Raw genomic sequence first — 16,817 nt, forward strand, 5'->3', positions numbered from 1 at the left:
AGCGAGTGGTCGGGGGTTCAAATCCCTCACTGCCCACCAGAAACACCAGAAAAAAGCCCCTCCCCGTGAGGGGTTTTTTTATCGGAGGTTCTTACAGCAGCGCCAGCACCCGGCGGTGCAGCTCCAGCACCGGGGCCGCCGCTTCCGCTGCGCCGTCTTCCAGCCACCACGCCGCCGACAGTCCGGTGTAGGCCGCGACCCAGCGCCGCAGCCGCTCCGGGTCGAGACGGGCGGCCCGCGCCACCACGTCCAGCTGGCGCTCCAGCCGTCCGGGGGACAGGGCCAGCGACAGGTCAGGATTGCAGAGGATATTAGCGTAGTCGTAGCCGCGCTCTCCCCACAGGCCCTTGGGGTCTATGGCGAGCCAGCCCCGCGCCCCGGCGTCCAGCACGTTGGCGTGGTGAATATCGCCGTGCAGCACGACGACGTCTCGGGGGTCGTCCAGCAGGTCACGCGCCAGGGCCGCCGCCGGACGCAGGCGGGGGTCGGTCCGTGCACCCTCCCACAGCGCCCGGAACCAGACCCGGAGCGGCACCAGCGCGGGCCGGGGCTGCGGACGCGGGCGGTGCAGTTCGGCCACCGCCGCGCAGAGAATGCGGCTGGCCTCGTCGTCCTGCCCGGTCTGCACCAGGGCCGTCAGCGAACGGGGGCCGGACAGCCGCTCCAGCAGCAGCGCCGCGCCGTCCTCGCTGACCTCCAGCACGCGGGCCGCGCCTTCACCCCGCCAGTACGTCATCTGGGCTGCGCCCCGGCGCTCCTCCTCGCTGCGGGCGAGCTTGAGCATGGCAGCCTGCCCTTGCCAGCGCACAGGCCACAGGTCGCTGCTGTAGGTGTGCAGGGGGTCGCCGTCGGACTGCAATTGCCAGCGGGCCAGCCAGGGCTGAAAGGTGGTCGGAGACACCCGCACAGTCTGCCCTGGTCTACCCGGTCCATCTCACGTTTAGCTCCAGGCTCTACACTCGGCAGGATATGGATTGGCTTTACGCGATTGTCTACGGGGTGGTCGAGGGCATCACCGAGTTTTTACCCATCAGTTCCACCGGACACCTGATTCTGACCGGCAATCTGATGGGCGTGCCCTGGACCAAGGAGGTCAAGGACGCCTTTGAGGTCGTGATTCAGGGCGGAGCCATCCTGAGCGTGCTGGTGTACTACTGGCGCGACTTTTTGCAGATCAGGCACATTGGGCACGACAAGTCGCAGCAAAACCTGTGGCTGGGCGTGCTGGTCGCCACCATCCCCGCCGTGATCTTGGGGCTGCTGTTCGGAGACACCATCAAGGCCAACCTGTTCCGCCCCAGCGTGGTGGCGTGGGCGCTGATCGTGGGCGGCGTACTGATGTGGCTGATTGAGTCGCGCCGCGTGCGCCCCAGCGTGACCGACATTGAGCAAATCGGCGTGCCCAAGTCCTTCCTGATCGGGCTGCTGCAATGCCTCGCGCTTCTGTGGCCCGGTTTTTCGCGCAGCGCCAGTTCGATTCTGGGCGGTATGATTCTGGGCCTCGACCGCCAGACCGCCACCAAATTCAGCTTCTACCTCGGTGTGCCGACCCTCGGGGGCGCGGCCCTCAAAAACCTTTACGACTCCCGCGACCTGATTTTCGGGGAGATCGGCCTGACCAACGTGCTGATCGGCAGCGTCACCAGCTTCGTGGTCGCCTACCTCGCCATCGGCTGGCTGCTGCGCTTCGTGTCCACCAACAACTTCAAGGGCTTCGCCATCTACCGCATCATCGTCGGCATCATCATCCTGGCGCTGGTGGCGGCGGGCGTCATGCAAAACGGTTCGCTGGCGTGAGCCACCGGCCCGCGTCATCAGTTTCGTGTCATGCGGCGCGGTCTACACTGCCGCCCATGACCGCGCTCCGTGTTCCCGCGCTGCTGCTTGCGCTGCTTTTGCCCTCCTGCTCGGCCCAGATGCAGTCCCAGCAAACCCAGGGGCAGCAGACGCCGGGCCGCACCACGCCCCAGAGCATCCCTGCCACGCCGCCCACCAGCCGCGACCCCCTAAGCGGGCTGCGCTATGTCAATGTCAGCGACCTGCCCCGCGAAGGCCAACAGATGCTGACGCTGATTGCTAAGGGCGGGCCGTTTCGCTACAGCAAAGACGGCGTGACCTTCGGCAACCGTGAAGGGATTTTGCCCCGACAGGCACGGGGTTACTACCGCGAGTACACCGTCAAGACACCCGGCGAAAGTGACCGGGGAGCGCGGCGTATCGTGTGCGGGGGACAGCCGGTGACGAGTACCGCCGAGTGCTACTACACCGCCGACCACTACGCCAGTTTCAGGAGAATTCGGCCATGATCAACGTGTTCGCCGCCGCGCCGCAGGGCGTGCAGCCCGCTCCCCACGAAATTCGTATGCTTGCCGCCGGACATCAGGTCGCGGTGCGCGAGGTTTCTCTGGCCGGGGTGCGCGACAAGGAAGGGCTGATGCTGGCGTTCTTGTCTGGCCTGGGCCTCACGCAGTCGTTCGGGCGCAACTGGGACGCACTGTACGACGTGCTGACCGACCCCGAGCAGATTTCGGGCCGTTTTGCGCTGGTGCTGCGCGACTACGACACCTTCCGCCAGCGCCAGCGCCGACTCGCCGCCGAACTCGAAGGCGTGCTGCTCGACGCCCAGCAAAGTGCCCAGGAGCAGGGCCGCATGCTGTGGCTGCTGACCGAGGAACCGGACGCCGACACCCGTCACTGGTAGGCGGCGGCGGGCCATGAGCTGCGGGGACAACCCACGGCTCATGGCCCTTTCTTCTCCCTGAAGGCTTTACCCTCTACCCTGAACCTATGACCCCGTCAGCCCAATCCCGCCCACAGCCCAGCCGTGAAAGCATTTTGCAGCAGTTGCAGGATGACGACATCAAGTTTTTGCGCCTGCAATTTACCGATATTTTGGGCCACACCAAAAATGTCGAGGTGCCGCGTGCCCAGTTCGCCAAGGCCCTGAGCGGCGACGTGACCTTCGACGGCAGCGCAGTGCAGGGGTTTACGCGGGTCGAGGAATCGGACATGCTGCTCTCGCCCGACCTCTCGACTTTTCTCGTCTACCCGCAGTTTTCACGCGAAGAAGGCGAGCGCGGCAAGGTCGCCCGGCTGATTTGCGACGTGACTCTGCCCGACGGCACGCCGTTTGCAGGCGACCCCAGGCACGTCCTCAAGGAGCAGGTCAAGCGGGCCGCTGTCCTGGGGTTCGAGATGTACGTCGGCACCGAGCCGGAATTCTTCCTGTTCGAGCGCGGGCCGAATGGTGAAGGCACCACCGTGACCCACGACAAGGCCGGGTATTTCGACCTCGCGCCCATTGACCGGGGCGAGCGCATTCGCCGGGAAATCGCGGGCCGTCTGGTCAGCATGGGCTTTGAAATCGAAGCCTCGCACCACGAAGTCGCGCCGGGGCAGCACGAAATCGATTTCCGCTATTCCCCGGCGCTGGAAGCCGCTGACCGCATCGCCACCTTCAAATTCGTGGTCAAGCGCACCGCCCTGGAACATGGCCTGCTGGCGAGCTTTTTGCCTAAGCCGATTGCCGGGATCAGCGGCAGCGGGATGCACTGCCACCTCAGCCTGTTCCGGGACGGGCAAAACGTCTTCGACGACCCGGCGGGGGAGCATGGGCTGTCGGTCATTGCCCACCAGTTCGTCGCCGGGCTGCTCGACCACGCCGAGGGGATGACCGCCATCACCAATCCGCTGGTCAACAGCTACAAGCGGCTGGTCCCGGGCTTCGAGGCTCCGGTCAATATCGCCTGGAGCACGTCCAACCGCTCGGCGCTAGTCCGCATTCCCGCCAAGCGCGGCCCGTCCACCCGCGCCGAACTGCGGATGCCCGACCCCAGTTGCAACCCGTATCTGGCCCTCGCCGCCATGCTCGCTGCCGGACTGGACGGCATCGAGCGCGAATTGGAGCCGCCCCCCGCCATCCAGCGCAACATCTTCAAGATGACCGTGCGCGAGAAACGCCACCACCGCGTCAAGGAACTGCCTGCCGACCTGCGCGAAGCGGTGGATGAACTGGAAAAGGACGAGGTGATTGCCGCTGCCCTGGGCGAGCATGTGATGGACAACTATGTCGCCGCCAAGCGGGCCGAGTGGCGCGAGTACAGCGCGGCGGTTCATCAGTGGGAACTGGACCGGTATCTGGATTTGGTGTGAGGGCGCACGTCGAAGGGTCTAAGCATGTCGAACCTAACATTTCGCATTTTCGGAACAGAACCGAAAACGCTTCATTCCCGGTTCGACATACTTTTTCGATACTCGCTCCGCTCGGTTAATCTAAAGATTAACTTCGATCTACTTAACTGCTGAGTCGGGGATCCTGGCGGTTGGACCTTCGACAGCGACACCCTCAGTCCAGCCCCTCGCCCCCACGCACCCCGTCGAACAGCCCACGCAGCGGGTACTCCCGAAGCGCCGTGCGCGTGCCACCGATGCTGAAATGCTCGTGCCCCAGCATCCGCTGCTCCATCGCGGCGCGTTCTTCGGCGGTCATGCGGCCCATGATGCTCGTTGCGCCCATCTGGGTACCGTGCGCGGCGAGGGCGGCCTTCTTGTTGCCCGCGTAGGCGCTGACATCCATCGAGACAGCAAACGTGCTGTCAGACACGCCATAGACCAGCGGGTCAAGGTTCTGGCCCATGCGCGAAATCTGTTCGGCGCCCAGATGCGGCATGGCGGTGTAGTAGAGCCGCTGCGGGCCGCCGTAGGGCAGGTGCCCGGTGCTGAAAAAGGCCGCCGTCGTCGCCCGGTGAATCTGAAGGTGGTCCACGTGCCCATAGCCGCCGTGCGGGTCGAAGGTGAGCAGCACTTGCGGCTGCAACTCTTCAATCAGGGCGCGGAGTTTGACCTCGGCATCCAGCGGGTTCACGTTCATCAGCGCCAGCGGGTCGCCCACGCGGGTGCGCTCGTAACGGCCCGAATCGTGGTAGTCGAGAAACACGGGCGGCTCGATTTCCAGGGCGCGGCAGGCTTCGCGCAGTTCCTGTTCGCGCTGCTGCCCCAGGTCGTCTACCGTCATACCCGGCACGGTGATTTTGCCCGCTTCGCCCCGTGTCGCGCAGGCCAGCACCACCCGCACCCCCTGACGGGCGTAGTGGGTCAGGGTGCCGCCCACGCTGAAGGCTTCGTCGTCGGGATGGGCAAACACGGCCAGCAGGGTCGGGCGCAGGACTTCGGAGAAAAGGGAAGACACGCCGGGTATGCTACGCCGCCGACGTGCGCTGAATGTAGGCCAGTCGGACGTTTGCACCCTCATACGGATTCCAGTCGGATTTCATCCCCCAAACCGGGGGATTCAATCGGAATCGGTATCAGCCCAGAAATTCCACCTCCACCCCCTGCGCGTCGGCCTGGGCGCGGGCCTGGGTCAGCCGGGCGTGGGCGGCGGGCAACAGGGCGCGTTCGGGCCGTTGCCACAGGGCCTGGGCCACCTTGCTGGCGCGGCGCACGAGCAGCCGCTCACCGGGCTGGGCCAGCGTCAGGGCGGCGAGGAGCGCCTGGGCACTCGGCGGCACTTCCGAGAGCGGGTCGAGGGGAATCAGGGCCGACACCCGCTCTCCGCTGCGGCGCAGGCTGACGCGGGCTTCGGGCAGGGCGGGTTTGTGCTCGATGAGCACGTCGGCGTGTGGCAAAAGCCGGGCAGAGACGGCGCTCCCTTTGCGCGCTTCGTTGGCGAGGTTGTGGGCGGTCAGCATGTGGCGGCGGGTGCGCGGCGCATAGACCGCCCGCAAGTCCACCCGGCGCTGCCCGGCTTCTTCCTGCACTTCCTGGGTCAGTTCGGAGAGCAGTGCTGGCCCCCGGCCTCTGGCGACACAGGCAATCACGGCCTGGTTGTCGGTGTGGACGGTCAGCGCCTCGCCTGCCGGGGCCGCCCGCACCGCTTCCAATACGGCCCGCAGTTCGGCGGCGTTGTTGTCGGGGGCCTCCAGTTGGCCCTGGTGACGGGCCGGAAGTTGCCCCGGCGTCAGCAGCACCAGCCCCCAGCCGCCCACCCCGCTGCCGTCGGGCTGTTCCTGCCAACTGGCGTCTACGAATGCGTGGTTCATGGGCAAGACCTCCGGGGGCACACAGCCCACTGACGCGGGAGTGCGATACTGACCGTATGAGTGACGTTGACGTACTGGAACTCTACAAGCAGGCCGGGGCCTTTCACGAGGGCCGCTTTCTGCTCGCCTCGGGGCGGCAGTCTCCCTATTTTATGCAGTCCACCACCCTGCTTCAGCACCCGCGCTCACTGATGGCGCTGGGCGGAGCCATGAGCGAAAAGATTCTGGAATCGGGACTGAAACCCGACTTCATCGTGGGGCCAGCGATGGGCGGCGTGACCCTGGCCTACGAGGTGGCGCGGCAACTCTCCGAGCACCTACCCGACGTGCGGGCCATTTTTGCCGAGAAGGACGGCTCGGGCGGCATGAAGCTGCGCGAGGCGTTCGTCATCCGGCCCGGGGAAACCTTTGTCGCTGTCGAGGACGTGCTGACCACCGGGGGCAGCCTGCTGCGGGCGGTCAAGGCGGTGGAGGCGCACGGCGGCAACTGCATCGGCCTGTGCTGCATCATCGACCGCCGCCAGGAAACCGGGCCGCTGGCGGGCTACCCGCTGATGAGCCTCAAGGAACTCTATTTCGACACCTACGCCGCGCACGAAGTCCCCGACTGGCTGGCCGAGCGTCCCCTGAGGGAGATCTGACCATGATTACCGTGATGAACCGCATCGGCGTCAAGCCTGAATTTGCCGCCCAGTTCGAGGAAAACTTCCGCAACCGCGCCCATCTGGTAGACGGAATGCCCGGCTTTATCCGCAACGAAGTGCTGCGGCCCACCAAGCCCGGCGACCCCTACATCGTGCTGACCTACTGGCAGGACGAAGCATCTTTTCGCGCCTGGACGGAATCGGACGAATTCAAGCAGGGCCACGCCCGCAGCGGCAGCCTGCCGCACGACGCCTTCACCGGGCGTCCCGTGCTGGAAGTCCACGAAGTTTTCCTGAACAGCGACAAATAACTCCTGTGGCCTCATGGCCCACACGCTAAAGCCCCTGCCCCCGCGCCCGCATCCGCCAAGTGGCGCATCTGCGCGGGGGCAGTTGCTATAAGGGTCCGCATGACCCGCCAGAGTGCGCCCACCTTCCTGCGTTCGATGACCACCGTTCACGCCCGTGACATGGCGGTGGTGACGCAAGAAGGCTTCTGGCGCGAGCTCCTCCCCACGCTCAGTTTCTTGCCCCACCGCACCGAAACGGGAGAGTTCACGGCGCGGATGCAGGACGTCATTTCGCGGCTCAACCCCGAACTGCGCTCACGGGTGCTGTCGGGGCAGCTTTTTTTGCTGGAAGATGTAGACCGTCCCGCGCCCAACGAGTGCCTGATCAGCATTCACCCCGAAGCCAACGAGGTCGGCATCCGCATTTTCGGGCGCTACCTCACCGACCTGCAAAGCACGTCCGAGTGGTTCATTCACCGCCTGCTCGACGCTCCCGAGCAGTTCGTGATTACGCCGCATACCCGCTGTTTCGTGCTGGTGGACGTTCACGGCGAGCGCAGCGACCTCCTCAGTGGGCATGTGATTCCCACGCGGCATCGGCTGTGGCGCGGCTTTTATCGCGAGCACGTCTACTCGGTGAACATCACGGCGGTGGTGCTGGTGCTGACCCTGCTGGTGGTGCTGCTGGTCACGCCCGACGGCGAACATTCGGCGCTGGGTAAGTTTTACGGGGTGTGCGGGCGCATTCTGTCGGCGGCCATCATGAACGTGTTTTTGCTGATCGGACAGTTCTACAGCTATCGCCGGGGGCGGCGCGTGGTGGAGTGGGAGAAACCGTAGATGGGTGATGGATGATGGTTCCGCTGCGCCGATGGATGATGGAAAAAGAATAGGAACACCGTGCTACCTATAGAAACTCAGTTTGTCAATCTGTTGTCTCCCCTCACCCCTCCACTCTTCACCCTTACCCCTCCACCCTCAGCGTTTGCCCCGGCGCAGCAGCACCCGCTCGTACACGCCTTCCAGTGCCGCCGCCCGCGCTTTCAGGTCGTACTGGGCCGCCGAGGAAAGGGCGGCGGCCTGCATTCGGGGCAGATTTTCTGGGGCGAGCACATCCAGCAGACCCGCTGCCAGCGCTTCGGCAGTCGGCTCGCGCACTGTGCCGTTTTGACCTTCTTCAATCAGGTCGAGGGCGGCGGGACTGCGGGCAGCCACCAGCGGCGACCCGGCGGCAAGTGCCTCGATCATGGACATGGGCAGCACTTCGCTGGTGCTGGCGGTAATAAAGGCGTCGGCGGCGGCCAGCGCCTCCGGCACGCGGGCGTAAGGCAGCCCGCCCGTGAAGGTCACGCCCTGCGGCGCACTCGCCTGGGCTGCCTCGCGGCTGGGGCCGTCACCCACCACCAAAAGCCGCAATTCGGGCCGCCGGGCGCGGGCCTGGGCAAAAGCGGCCAGCATGGTGTCCAGATTCTTTTCGGGCGCGAGTCGGCCCAGGTAAACCACCAGGGGCGCGCCCGGCGGCAAGTCGTACTCGGCGCGAAACGGCCCGCCCTGCACGCCCGCGAAGGCGCTGAGGTTCACCGGATTGGGGAAGATTTCGACCTCGCCGCCGTAGCCGTATTCGCGCAGCATGTCCACCATCGCCCGGCCCGGAGCCAGCACCGCGTCCATGCGCCGAGCAAAGGCGGCGATGTGCGGGCGCATCATGGCGCGGCCCATGTCCTGCGGAATGGGGGCGTAGTGCAGGTACTGGTCGTACTGGGTGTGGGCGGTGTACACCACCGGAGCCTTGGACAACCGCGCCCAGCGCAGCGCGAGTTGCCCCGCCAGAAAGGGGTGCATGGTGTGCCACACGTCCACGCCCCGCAGCGGCAACCGGGCCGAGAGCAGCGGCCCTGGTGCCAGCATCATGGGATAGTCCGCCGGAGCGCCAAGCGCCTGCGCCCCCCTAAACGACGCATTCAGGCGGTAGATGCCCGGCTCGTTTTCGCGCTGCTGGGGATGACGGGGCGCGAACAGCCGCACTTCATGGCCCCGCTCACGAAGACCCTGGGCAAAGAGGGCCGTACTGGTCGCCACCCCGTTGCGGGAGGGCAGATAGGTGGCGGTCACGATTCCGATACGCACAGTTCTGCGAAGTCTAGCAGGCCCGCCCGCCGCCCCGAACCGCCGCCCAGGTGCAGGAAGGCGGGCAAGTTAAAATTCCTGACATGATACCCACGACGCCCAGCCGAATTCCACGAAGCGGAGACCTGTTCTGACGCTGCCCATTCATGAGGTCATTCCCGAACTGAAGGCGGCCCTCGCCGCGCATCCGCTGGTCGTGCTGCAAGCCCCCCCCGGCGCAGGCAAAAGCACCGCGCTGCCGCTGGAGCTGCTCGGGGAAAGCTGGCTGGCAGGGCAAAACGTCATCATGCTGCAACCTCGGCGGGTGGCGGCGCGGGCGGTGGCGGCAAGGCTGGCGGAAACCTTGGGCGAAAGCGTGGGTCAGACCATCGGCTCCCGCGTGCGCTTCGAGTCCCGCGTGGGGCCGCAGACGCGGCTGGAGGTCGTCACCGAGGGCATCCTGACCCGCCGCCTGCAACGCGACCCCGAACTGAGCGGCGTGGGGCTGGTCATTCTGGACGAGTTCCACGAGCGCAGCCTGAACGCTGACCTTGCGCTGGCGCTGCTGCGGGAAGTCCAAGCCGCCCTGCGCGACGACCTGCGCGTGCTGGTGATGTCCGCCACGCTTGACCCCGACCTGCCCGCCCGCCTCGGTGCGCCGCTGGTAGAAAGCGCGGGCCGCGCCTACCCCGTGGACATCCGCTACCTGCCCACCGACCCCACAGGCCGCGTGGAAGACGCTGTGGCGGGAGCCATCCGCCGCGCTTTGGAGCAGGATGAGGGCGACATCCTGGCGTTTTTGCCTGGGGTGCGTGAGATTCGGAATGTTTTAACGACCCTCGCTCCTGGGGGGAGAGGGCCTTGCGAAGCAAGGGGTGAGGGGGTAACGGTTCTCCCCCTCTACGGCGACCTCCCCCTCTCCGAACAGCGCCGCGCCCTGCTGCCCGACCCGCAAGGACAGCGCAAAGTGGTGCTGGCGACTTCTATTGCCGAAACCTCGCTCACCATTCAGGGCGTGAAGGTCGTGGTAGACGGTGGGCAGAGCCGCACCCAGCAGTTCGACCCCGCCACGGGCCTCTCGCGCATGGTCACGACCCGCGTGACCCAGGACGCCGCCACCCAGCGTGCAGGGCGGGCGGGGCGCACTTCGGCGGGCGTGTGCTACCGCCTGTGGTCGGAGCGCACGCAAGCCCTTCTGCCCGCCGCGCAGCCGCCCGAAATCCTGACCGCCGACCTCGCGCCGCTGACGCTGGAACTGGCCGGCTGGGGCGCGAACGACCCCGCCGACCTCCCCTGGCTGGACGCGCCACCTGCTGCCCGCATCCAGACCGCCCGCACGCTCTTGCGGCAACTGGACGCGCTGGACGGAGAGGGCCGAATCACCCCCGCTGGACGGCGTTTGCTGGACTTCCCGACCCATCCGAGGCTGGCGCATCTGCTTTCGCAGGCCGAGGATGCGGCGCTGGCGGCAGACGTGGCGGCCCTACTGGAAGAACGCGACCCGCTGCCGAGCGGCACAGGGGCCGACCTCACCGGGCGCGTAGAGGTGCTGCGGCGCTGGCGCGAGGGCGCGAAGGTGAATGCGGAAATGGCGGTGCTGGAGCGGGTGGAGCGGTTGGCGGGACAGTGGCGGCGGGTGCTGAAGGGGGCAAGTGAAAACCCCCCTCCCGTTGCTTCGCAACGCCCTCCCCCGCAAGGGGAGAGGGAAAAAGCCCCCAATCCATCAACCATCAACCCTCAACAGCCGTGGGCGACCTCCTCGCCCTCGCCTACCCCGAACGCCTCGCCCTCGCCCGCCCCGCCGCGTCCGGCATGGCGCGGGGCCGCTTTCTGCTGGTGGGTGGACAGGGGGCCGCCCTGCCCGAAGGGGACGCGCTGGCGGGCGCTCCTGCGCTGGCGGTGGCACACCTGAACGTGAGTCAGGCGGAGGGGCGCATCCTGCTGGCGGCTCCGCTTGACCCTGCCGTGCTGCGGGAAAAGGCCGCGTGGCAGGACACTGTGCGCTGGGACGCCCGCACAGGCACGCTGCTGGCGGCGCAGGAGCTACGGCTAGGAGCGTTGGTACTGGACACCCGCCCGCTGAAGGTCTTTCCCGCCGAACTCAAGGTGCGGGCCGTAGCCGACGCCATCCGCGCCGAGGGAATCCACCTGCTCAACTTTTCGCCCGCCGCCTCAGCCTTCCGCGCCCGCGTGCAGTCTGTGCGCGAGTGGCGCGGCGAAGACTGGCCCGACCTCTCTGACAAGGCGCTGCTAGATAACTTGGAAGACTGGCTGCCCGACGGCCTGAGCCGCGTTCGCACCCGTGACGACCTCGCCCGCCTTGACCTGCTGCCCGCGTTGCAAGCCTTGCTGCCCTGGAACCTGACCCGCGAACTGGACGACCTCGCGCCCACGCACCTCACCGTGCCCAGCGGCTCCCGCGTGCGGCTGGAGTACCGCCCCGGCGAAGCGCCGATTCTGGCGGTCAAGTTGCAGGAACTCTTCGGGCTGGCTGACACGCCCACCGTCAACGGGGGCCGAGTGAGCGTGCTGCTGCATCTGCTGTCGCCTGCGGGCCGCCCCGTTCAGGTCACGCAAGACCTGCGCTCGTTCTGGAATTCGTCCTATTTCGAGGTTCGTAAAGACCTGCGCGGGCGCTACCCCAAGCACCCCTGGCCCGACGACCCCTGGACCCACGAGCCGACCAAGCTGGTCAAAAAGCGCCTGGGTTGATAGTTGATGCAAAAAAGCCTCCCGGACTTGATGACGGAAGGCTTTTTTTGACCCTCCACCCTTGTGGGGGAGGGCCTTGCGAAGCAAGGGGAGGGGGGGTACGCAGACCAACTCTTCTTATGACAGATGCTCTAGAAAAACCGTACCGCCACCCCCGCCAATAGCGTCAGCAACGCCAGATTGACCATGCCCCAGCCCAGGTCGGACGCGCTGGGGAGCTGCCGGGCCGACACCCGAGCGGGCGCGGAAGCCTCCGGTAGGGGGCGGCTCAGCGTGGGCGCGGGGCGGGTGGGCCAACTACGAATCATGCGGCCCGCCCAGGGTTGTTGGTCACGGGGTGAATGCTGCCCAGCGCGGCCTTGAGGTGCTTGTAGACCTCGCGCTGCAAGTCCAGGTCTTCGGGGAGTTCGTAGCGCAGTTGCTCCATCGCCTGCACGAGGTGCGCTCCGCCGGGGCTGCGCTCGTGGTCGGGCCGCGCCCATTCGGGCAGGTCGGGCATGTGCAGCGGGGCGCGGCGGGCGTCGTCCCAGTCCACCCAGTGCCGGGGCAGGTCGTACAGGTAGCGCCCGATGCCGAACTGCACGGCGCACCGCTTGAGGGCGTCGCTGGCAGCGGCCTTGTAGGGAGCCGAGCAGCCTTCGGAGGCTTCGCCCATGTCCTCGCGGGTCACGCCCAGCACGGTCAGGCGGCCCTTGATGGTGGGGGTCGCCGCGCCCTGTACCACTTCCATCTCAAAGCGCCAGTCGTCGGGGCAAATGGCGTCCAGGCGGTCCTGCACGGCGCGAGCGTCCACGTGGGCCAGCAGCATGGCGCGGGTGCGCTCGGCGTTGAAAGAGGCGGGTTTCCAACTCACCATGTGAGCGGGAAACGGGGCTTGGAGTCGTTTCTGGACATCGCTCAGCTTCATGGGTTTAGTTTATAACAGAATCTTTTTACGGTCAAGACATAATGAGCATGGGGTAGAGGGCTGATGGCAGATGGCGGAAGGCCATACAGATGCTTGCCATTCATTCGCTTTCGGCCCGCCTGGACCTAGACTTCTGGCATGTCCCGCGCCGCCACCATCACCCGAAAGACCCAGGAGACCGACATCACCGTGCGCCTCGACCTCGATTCATCCCGGTACGACGCCCCCGCCACCGGGCACGGCTTCTTTGACCACATGCTCGACGCTCTGTCCCGCCACAGTCGCCTGGGCCTGAGCGTGAGCGGCACGGGCGACCTGCACATCGAGCCGCACCACCTGATCGAAGACACCGGAATTACGCTGGGGCAGGCGCTGACCGCCGCACTGGGCGACCGCAAAGGCATCGAGCGCTACGGGTCGGCCTTCGTGCCGATGGACGAAACTTTGGCGCATGTGGTGGTGGATCTGTCGGGCCGCGCCCACCTCGAATTTCACCCCGAGCGGCTGGACGTGTACGGCGACGCGGGCGGCATGACCCACTACCACATGCGCGAATTTCTGCGCGGCTTTTGCAACCACGGCGGGGTCACGCTGCATGTGCGCCTGCTGGCAGGCCGCGAAGCCCATCACGTCATCGAAGCCATCATCAAAGCCCTGGCGCGGGCACTGCGCGACGCGGTGGCGATAACTTCGGACGCCATGCCGAGTACGAAGGGAAGCCTGTAAAGCGTTGCCGCCGTCAAGGGGGCGAAGGCGGCCTCATCTCTCACCGTCCGTCAGCAACACGCTGTCATTGTGCAGCCATGCGCACCCGTTTGCTGCTCGCCCTCCTCGCCTCTTCCGCTACAGCGGGTGCCCTGTCCGGCCCCAGTGAAACCCGTGTGCCCCGCGCCGCCGAAACCGACGCCATCATCCGCGCCGTGTGCAGTGGGAAGGCCGATTTGGGACGGCTGAATGGCTGCAAGCAGACGGTCTACGAAGGCCGCCCAAGTTCCGAGATTCGCAGCCCGAAGACGATGCTCCTGCTGACCAGCGTCCTGTCCGGGTCGTTCACCACACCGGGGCAAAAGGAACTGCTGGCGACATTCTGCACCGAAACCGAAAGCTGCTCGGGCGAAACGGTGCTGCTGCGGCAGGTGCGCGGGCAGTGGCAGCCCGTCAGCCTCGTACCGGGCTTTCTGCCCTCTAAGTGCCTGACCTACCCGCGTGCGGGCGGCACCCAGGCCGCTGCGTGCCTGGGCGAGAACGCCAGAAACGAGCCGATGGGAAACACCCTGAAAATTGCGTCGTGGACGGGCGGCAAGCTGAAGGTGGAAACGGTGGCGCTGTTTCCGCTGCTTGAATTCCGCGACTTTTTCGGAAAGGGTTCGCAACAATGCGCCGGGCGCTGGCAATACGAAACCCTTGACTGGGATGACCGTGACCGCAACGCCGACCGCGTGCCCGACCTGACGGTGCTGGCGAGTCTAGACACCTATAAACCTGTGGACGGCATGTGCGGGGCGGGCCTGGCCTTTGACCAGCAACCCGCCAACTCTGTCCGCCGTGACCTCACCTTCGTCTGGACAGGTGAAACTTTGCGGCCCACGGGCACGACAGCCGCCACACTGGAGAAGTACGCTAAGGGACGATGAGCGCCACCTCTGCTCCTGCTTCTGCCCCTGAAGTCCTCCTGCTCGACTACGGCGCGGGCAATGTTCGCAGCGCCGCCCGCGCCCTGGAACGCGCCGGAATGACCGTGCGCGTCACCAGTCACGCTGCCGACGTCCCGCACGCTGGCGCGCTGGTGGTGCCGGGGCAGGGGCACTTCCGGCAGGTGATGGAAACCTTCGACCAGGGCGGCTTTCACGCTCCGGTCATGGACGCCGCCCGCGCCGGGGTGCCGCTCCTGGGCATCTGCGTGGGCATGCAGATGCTCTTTGACGGCTCGGAAGAAGCGCCGGGCGTGCCGGGGCTGGGCCTCATCGCCGGACAGGTCAAGAAGTTTGTCCCCGCGCCGGGCCACAAAGTCCCGCAGATGGGCTGGAACGCCCTCCAGGCCCGGGGCGACTCGCCGCTGCTGCGCGGGCTGGGGCCGGACGCCTATGCCTATTTCGTGCATTCGTACTACGTGCCGCTGGACACAGACATCGAACACGGCGCAGTGACGGACTACGGCGTGCCGTTCTGGTCGGCCCTCAGTCGGGAGAACATTCACGCCGCACAGTTTCACCCCGAAAAAAGCGGCGCGGTGGGGCTGGCGCTACTGGAAAATTTCCGGCAGGAGGCGGCGCGGGGTGGTTCCCTGTAGGGGCGGCCATCTGCTACACTGTCACGGTTGCACGTCTGCCCCCGCCCCCGGACACGCTCAAGGGGACGCAGCCCCGGAGCCTGATTCCGATGCGTGGCGCAAAAAGGGCAGACGGCGAAATTGCAAGGAGACACCGCCACTATGGAACTGACTGCCAAACCCCGCACCCCCAAGCAAAAGCTCGACGAGGGCATGATTGCCGCCGTCGCCTACAACAAGGAAAAGAACGTTTCCTTCGCCCTGGACCGCAAGGCCTTTGACCGCGCCTTCCGTCAGCAGAGCACCACGGGCCTCTTCGACATCACCGTCGAAGGCGGCGAAACCTTCCCCGCGCTGGTCAAGACCGTGCAGATGGACAAGCGCAAGCGCACCCCCATCCACGTGGACTTCTACATGGTGACCTACGGCGAACCCATCGAAGTCGCCGTGCCCGTCCACACCACGGGCCGCAGCCAGGGCGAAATCCAGGGTGGTCTGGTGGACATCGTGGTTCACAACCTGAGCATCGTGGCCCCCGGCCCCCGCCGCATTCCCCAGGAACTCGTGGTGGACGTGACCAAGCTGAACATCGGTGACCACGTGACCGCCGGCGACGTCAAGCTGCCCAACGGCTGCACCCTGGCCGTCGACCCCGAACTGACCATCATCAGCGTGCTGCCTCCCCGCCTCACCGCTGAGGAACTGGAAGCCGAGACCCAGGCGGCCCAGGTCGCTGGCATGGTCGCCAGCGGCGAACTGTCCGAAGAAGCCGCCGAAGCCGTTCTGGAAGGCGATGCCAGCGTGGAAGAAGCCAAGGCCGAAACCGCCGCTGCTACCGAAGAGGACGCGCCCAAGGAAGGCACCGAAGGCCGCAACCTCGACAAGGACAACCACAAGGCCGAAGAAATCCGCAGCGAGAGCGGTCAGGAAAACAACTAAGCCTCTGCACTCGCGCCCGCGTCTCTCCATGGTGAGGGGCGCGGGTTTCGTTTGGTGGGGGTCGTTATTCTCTCCTTGAGTTTGCCGCTGCGCTCTCCTCCGGCTGCATTAGAGTCGCTCCTGTGGACTTACGCACTGGCACTCCGTTTTGGCCCCTGAACAGCGGCCTGATGCACACCTATCCGCCGCTGAGCGCCGACCTCGAAGCCGATGTGCTGGTGATCGGCGCAGGAATTACCGGGGCGCTGCTGATAGACACCCTTTCGGCGGCGGGGCTGAGCGTGGTGGCGCTCGACCGCCGGGACGCGGCTTTCGGCAGCACCAGCGTCAGCACGGCGCTGCTGCAATACGAAATCGATACGAACCTGCACGAACTGATTCCCATGATTGGGCAGGAGAAGGCGGAGCGGGCCTACTGGCTGTGCCACGAGGCGATAGACCTGGTGGGCCGCCTGTGCGCCGACCTGCCCGACGACTGCGGGTTTCAGCAGCGCGGCAGCCTCTACTACGCCTCCAGCCGCCGCGACGCCCGAATGCTGCGCGAGGAACACGCCGCCCGCACCCGCGCCGGGTTCGAGGTGGAGTGGCTGGACAGCCGCGACCTGAAATCGCACTTCGGCATCAGCGCTCCGGCGGCGCTGCTGAGCAAGCAGGGCGGCGAGGTGGACCCCTACCGCCTGGCCCAGCATCTGCTGTGGCGTTCGCGGGCACGCGGCGCACAGATTTTCGACCGCACCGTGGTCACGCGGCTCGACGAGGAGCGCGGCGGCTTCGTGGCCCACACCGACCGGGGGCCGAAGGTGCAGTCACAGCACGCCATCATCGCCAGCGGGTACGAGGCCGAGCAGTTTCTAGGGCGGCGGCTGGCGTCCCTCAAAAACAGTTATGCCCTGGCGAGCGAGCCGCTGC

20 protein-coding genes are annotated in these 16,817 nt (G+C 66.3%); 14 read left to right on the forward strand and 6 right to left on the reverse strand.

What is annotated here, in order from left to right; all coding sequences use genetic code 11:
* Positions 1-91 precede the first annotated feature (91 nt).
* Entirely contained in the window at positions 92-901 is an 810-nt protein-coding gene (locus Q4C89_RS03370; protein WP_303101195.1) for an aminoglycoside phosphotransferase family protein, read from the reverse strand.
* A gap of 68 nt (positions 902-969) precedes the next feature.
* On the opposite strand from Q4C89_RS03370, the gene Q4C89_RS03375 reads away from it, so the two are divergent.
* From Q4C89_RS03375 to Q4C89_RS03390, 4 genes are all read left to right on the forward strand, one after another.
* Positions 970-1,797 (forward strand): undecaprenyl-diphosphate phosphatase, encoded by an 828-nt coding sequence (locus tag Q4C89_RS03375; protein WP_303101196.1) that lies wholly within the window; start codon positions 970-972, stop codon positions 1,795-1,797.
* 56 nt (positions 1,798-1,853) lie between these two features.
* The gene (locus Q4C89_RS03380; RefSeq protein ID WP_303101197.1) at positions 1,854-2,306 is read left to right on the forward strand and encodes a ribonuclease domain-containing protein; all 453 of its coding nucleotides are present in this window, start codon (positions 1,854-1,856) and stop codon (positions 2,304-2,306) included.
* Positions 2,303-2,701, forward strand: coding sequence for a barstar family protein (locus Q4C89_RS03385; RefSeq protein ID WP_303101198.1), 399 nt, complete (start codon positions 2,303-2,305; stop codon positions 2,699-2,701). The genes Q4C89_RS03380 and Q4C89_RS03385 overlap by 4 nt, the downstream gene beginning before the upstream one ends.
* A gap of 86 nt (positions 2,702-2,787) precedes the next feature.
* Complete coding sequence (locus Q4C89_RS03390) at positions 2,788-4,152, forward strand: glutamine synthetase family protein (RefSeq protein ID WP_303101199.1); 1,365 nt, start codon at positions 2,788-2,790, stop codon at positions 4,150-4,152.
* 193 nt (positions 4,153-4,345) lie between these two features.
* Here the strand turns inward: Q4C89_RS03390 and Q4C89_RS03395 are convergent, their stop codons facing one another.
* Both Q4C89_RS03395 and Q4C89_RS03400 read right to left on the reverse strand, forming a co-directional pair.
* Entirely contained in the window at positions 4,346-5,188 is an 843-nt protein-coding gene (locus Q4C89_RS03395; protein WP_303101200.1) for a PIG-L deacetylase family protein, read from the reverse strand.
* Between the two features lie 118 nt (positions 5,189-5,306).
* Entirely contained in the window at positions 5,307-6,041 is a 735-nt protein-coding gene (locus Q4C89_RS03400; protein WP_303101201.1) for a ribonuclease HI, read from the reverse strand.
* A gap of 56 nt (positions 6,042-6,097) precedes the next feature.
* Between Q4C89_RS03400 and pyrE the strand changes: the two genes are divergently transcribed.
* From pyrE to Q4C89_RS03415, 3 genes are all read left to right on the forward strand, one after another.
* Complete coding sequence (gene pyrE / locus Q4C89_RS03405) at positions 6,098-6,682, forward strand: orotate phosphoribosyltransferase (protein ID WP_303101202.1); 585 nt, start codon at positions 6,098-6,100, stop codon at positions 6,680-6,682.
* 2 nt (positions 6,683-6,684) lie between these two features.
* On the forward strand, positions 6,685-6,996 hold the full coding sequence (locus tag Q4C89_RS03410) for an antibiotic biosynthesis monooxygenase (RefSeq protein ID WP_303101203.1): 312 nt from the start codon (positions 6,685-6,687) through the stop codon (positions 6,994-6,996).
* Positions 6,997-7,095: 99 nt separating this feature from the next.
* Positions 7,096-7,815 (forward strand): hypothetical protein, encoded by a 720-nt coding sequence (locus Q4C89_RS03415; RefSeq protein WP_303101204.1) that lies wholly within the window; start codon positions 7,096-7,098, stop codon positions 7,813-7,815.
* Between the two features lie 138 nt (positions 7,816-7,953).
* Here Q4C89_RS03415 and Q4C89_RS03420 read toward each other — a convergent pair whose 3' ends face one another.
* The gene (locus Q4C89_RS03420; protein ID WP_303101205.1) at positions 7,954-9,102 is read right to left on the reverse strand and encodes a glycosyltransferase family 4 protein; all 1,149 of its coding nucleotides are present in this window, start codon (positions 9,100-9,102) and stop codon (positions 7,954-7,956) included.
* A gap of 196 nt (positions 9,103-9,298) precedes the next feature.
* On the opposite strand from Q4C89_RS03420, the gene hrpB reads away from it, so the two are divergent.
* Together hrpB and Q4C89_RS03430 are read left to right on the forward strand one after the other, a co-directional pair.
* A complete protein-coding gene (gene hrpB, locus Q4C89_RS03425) occupies positions 9,299-10,993 on the forward strand; it encodes an ATP-dependent helicase HrpB (RefSeq protein ID WP_303101206.1) in 1,695 nt (564 codons plus the stop codon).
* Positions 10,894-11,793, forward strand: a complete 900-nt coding sequence (locus Q4C89_RS03430) for an ATP-dependent helicase C-terminal domain-containing protein (protein WP_303101243.1) — start codon at positions 10,894-10,896, stop codon at positions 11,791-11,793. The genes hrpB and Q4C89_RS03430 overlap by 100 nt, the downstream gene beginning before the upstream one ends.
* 131 nt (positions 11,794-11,924) lie before the next feature.
* Here Q4C89_RS03430 and Q4C89_RS03435 read toward each other — a convergent pair whose 3' ends face one another.
* Together Q4C89_RS03435 and ddrA are read right to left on the reverse strand one after the other, a co-directional pair.
* Entirely contained in the window at positions 11,925-12,101 is a 177-nt protein-coding gene (locus Q4C89_RS03435; RefSeq protein WP_303101207.1) for a hypothetical protein, read from the reverse strand.
* The gene (gene ddrA, locus Q4C89_RS03440) at positions 12,098-12,700 is read right to left on the reverse strand and encodes a single-stranded DNA-binding protein DdrA (protein ID WP_303101208.1); all 603 of its coding nucleotides are present in this window, start codon (positions 12,698-12,700) and stop codon (positions 12,098-12,100) included. The genes Q4C89_RS03435 and ddrA overlap by 4 nt, the downstream gene beginning before the upstream one ends.
* Positions 12,701-12,838: 138 nt before the next feature.
* Between ddrA and hisB the strand changes: the two genes are divergently transcribed.
* The 5 genes from hisB to Q4C89_RS03465 all read left to right on the forward strand — a co-directional run.
* The gene (hisB, locus tag Q4C89_RS03445) at positions 12,839-13,426 is read left to right on the forward strand and encodes an imidazoleglycerol-phosphate dehydratase HisB (RefSeq protein ID WP_303101209.1); all 588 of its coding nucleotides are present in this window, start codon (positions 12,839-12,841) and stop codon (positions 13,424-13,426) included.
* A gap of 77 nt (positions 13,427-13,503) precedes the next feature.
* Positions 13,504-14,334 (forward strand): hypothetical protein, encoded by an 831-nt coding sequence (locus Q4C89_RS03450; RefSeq protein ID WP_303101210.1) that lies wholly within the window; start codon positions 13,504-13,506, stop codon positions 14,332-14,334.
* Positions 14,331-14,990, forward strand: a complete 660-nt coding sequence (hisH, locus tag Q4C89_RS03455; RefSeq protein WP_303101211.1) for an imidazole glycerol phosphate synthase subunit HisH — start codon at positions 14,331-14,333, stop codon at positions 14,988-14,990. The genes Q4C89_RS03450 and hisH overlap by 4 nt, the downstream gene beginning before the upstream one ends.
* Positions 14,991-15,131: 141 nt before the next feature.
* Positions 15,132-15,908, forward strand: a complete 777-nt coding sequence (locus Q4C89_RS03460) for a 50S ribosomal protein L25/general stress protein Ctc (protein ID WP_303101212.1) — start codon at positions 15,132-15,134, stop codon at positions 15,906-15,908.
* 122 nt (positions 15,909-16,030) lie between these two features.
* Positions 16,031-16,817: FAD-binding oxidoreductase (locus Q4C89_RS03465; RefSeq protein ID WP_303101213.1), on the forward strand; the 787-nt coding region annotated here is incomplete at its 3' end.

Origin of the sequence: Deinococcus sp., assembly GCF_030523985.1 — a bacterium.
Lineage (GTDB): Bacteria > Deinococcota > Deinococci > Deinococcales > Deinococcaceae > Deinococcus.

Excerpts from the sequence above, each read along its gene's own strand:
- Q4C89_RS03375 (WP_303101196.1), top strand. The coding sequence starts at position 970 with ATGGATTGGCTTTACGCGATTGTCTACGGGGTGGTCGAGGGCATCACC.
- Q4C89_RS03380 (WP_303101197.1), top strand. The coding sequence starts at position 1,854 with ATGACCGCGCTCCGTGTTCCCGCGCTGCTGCTTGCGCTGCTTTTGCCC.
- Q4C89_RS03385 (WP_303101198.1), top strand. The coding sequence starts at position 2,303 with ATGATCAACGTGTTCGCCGCCGCGCCGCAGGGCGTGCAGCCCGCTCCC.
- Q4C89_RS03390 (WP_303101199.1), top strand. The coding sequence starts at position 2,788 with ATGACCCCGTCAGCCCAATCCCGCCCACAGCCCAGCCGTGAAAGCATT.
- Q4C89_RS03400 (WP_303101201.1), bottom strand. The coding sequence starts at position 6,041 with ATGAACCACGCATTCGTAGACGCCAGTTGGCAGGAACAGCCCGACGGC.
- pyrE (WP_303101202.1), top strand. The coding sequence starts at position 6,098 with ATGAGTGACGTTGACGTACTGGAACTCTACAAGCAGGCCGGGGCCTTT.
- Q4C89_RS03410 (WP_303101203.1), top strand. The coding sequence starts at position 6,685 with ATGATTACCGTGATGAACCGCATCGGCGTCAAGCCTGAATTTGCCGCC.
- Q4C89_RS03415 (WP_303101204.1), top strand. The coding sequence starts at position 7,096 with ATGACCCGCCAGAGTGCGCCCACCTTCCTGCGTTCGATGACCACCGTT.
- Q4C89_RS03430 (WP_303101243.1), top strand. The coding sequence starts at position 10,894 with ATGGCGCGGGGCCGCTTTCTGCTGGTGGGTGGACAGGGGGCCGCCCTG.
- Q4C89_RS03435 (WP_303101207.1), bottom strand. The coding sequence starts at position 12,101 with ATGATTCGTAGTTGGCCCACCCGCCCCGCGCCCACGCTGAGCCGCCCC.
- ddrA (WP_303101208.1), bottom strand. The coding sequence starts at position 12,700 with ATGAAGCTGAGCGATGTCCAGAAACGACTCCAAGCCCCGTTTCCCGCT.
- hisB (WP_303101209.1), top strand. The coding sequence starts at position 12,839 with ATGTCCCGCGCCGCCACCATCACCCGAAAGACCCAGGAGACCGACATC.
- Q4C89_RS03450 (WP_303101210.1), top strand. The coding sequence starts at position 13,504 with ATGCGCACCCGTTTGCTGCTCGCCCTCCTCGCCTCTTCCGCTACAGCG.
- hisH (WP_303101211.1), top strand. The coding sequence starts at position 14,331 with ATGAGCGCCACCTCTGCTCCTGCTTCTGCCCCTGAAGTCCTCCTGCTC.
- Q4C89_RS03460 (WP_303101212.1), top strand. The coding sequence starts at position 15,132 with ATGGAACTGACTGCCAAACCCCGCACCCCCAAGCAAAAGCTCGACGAG.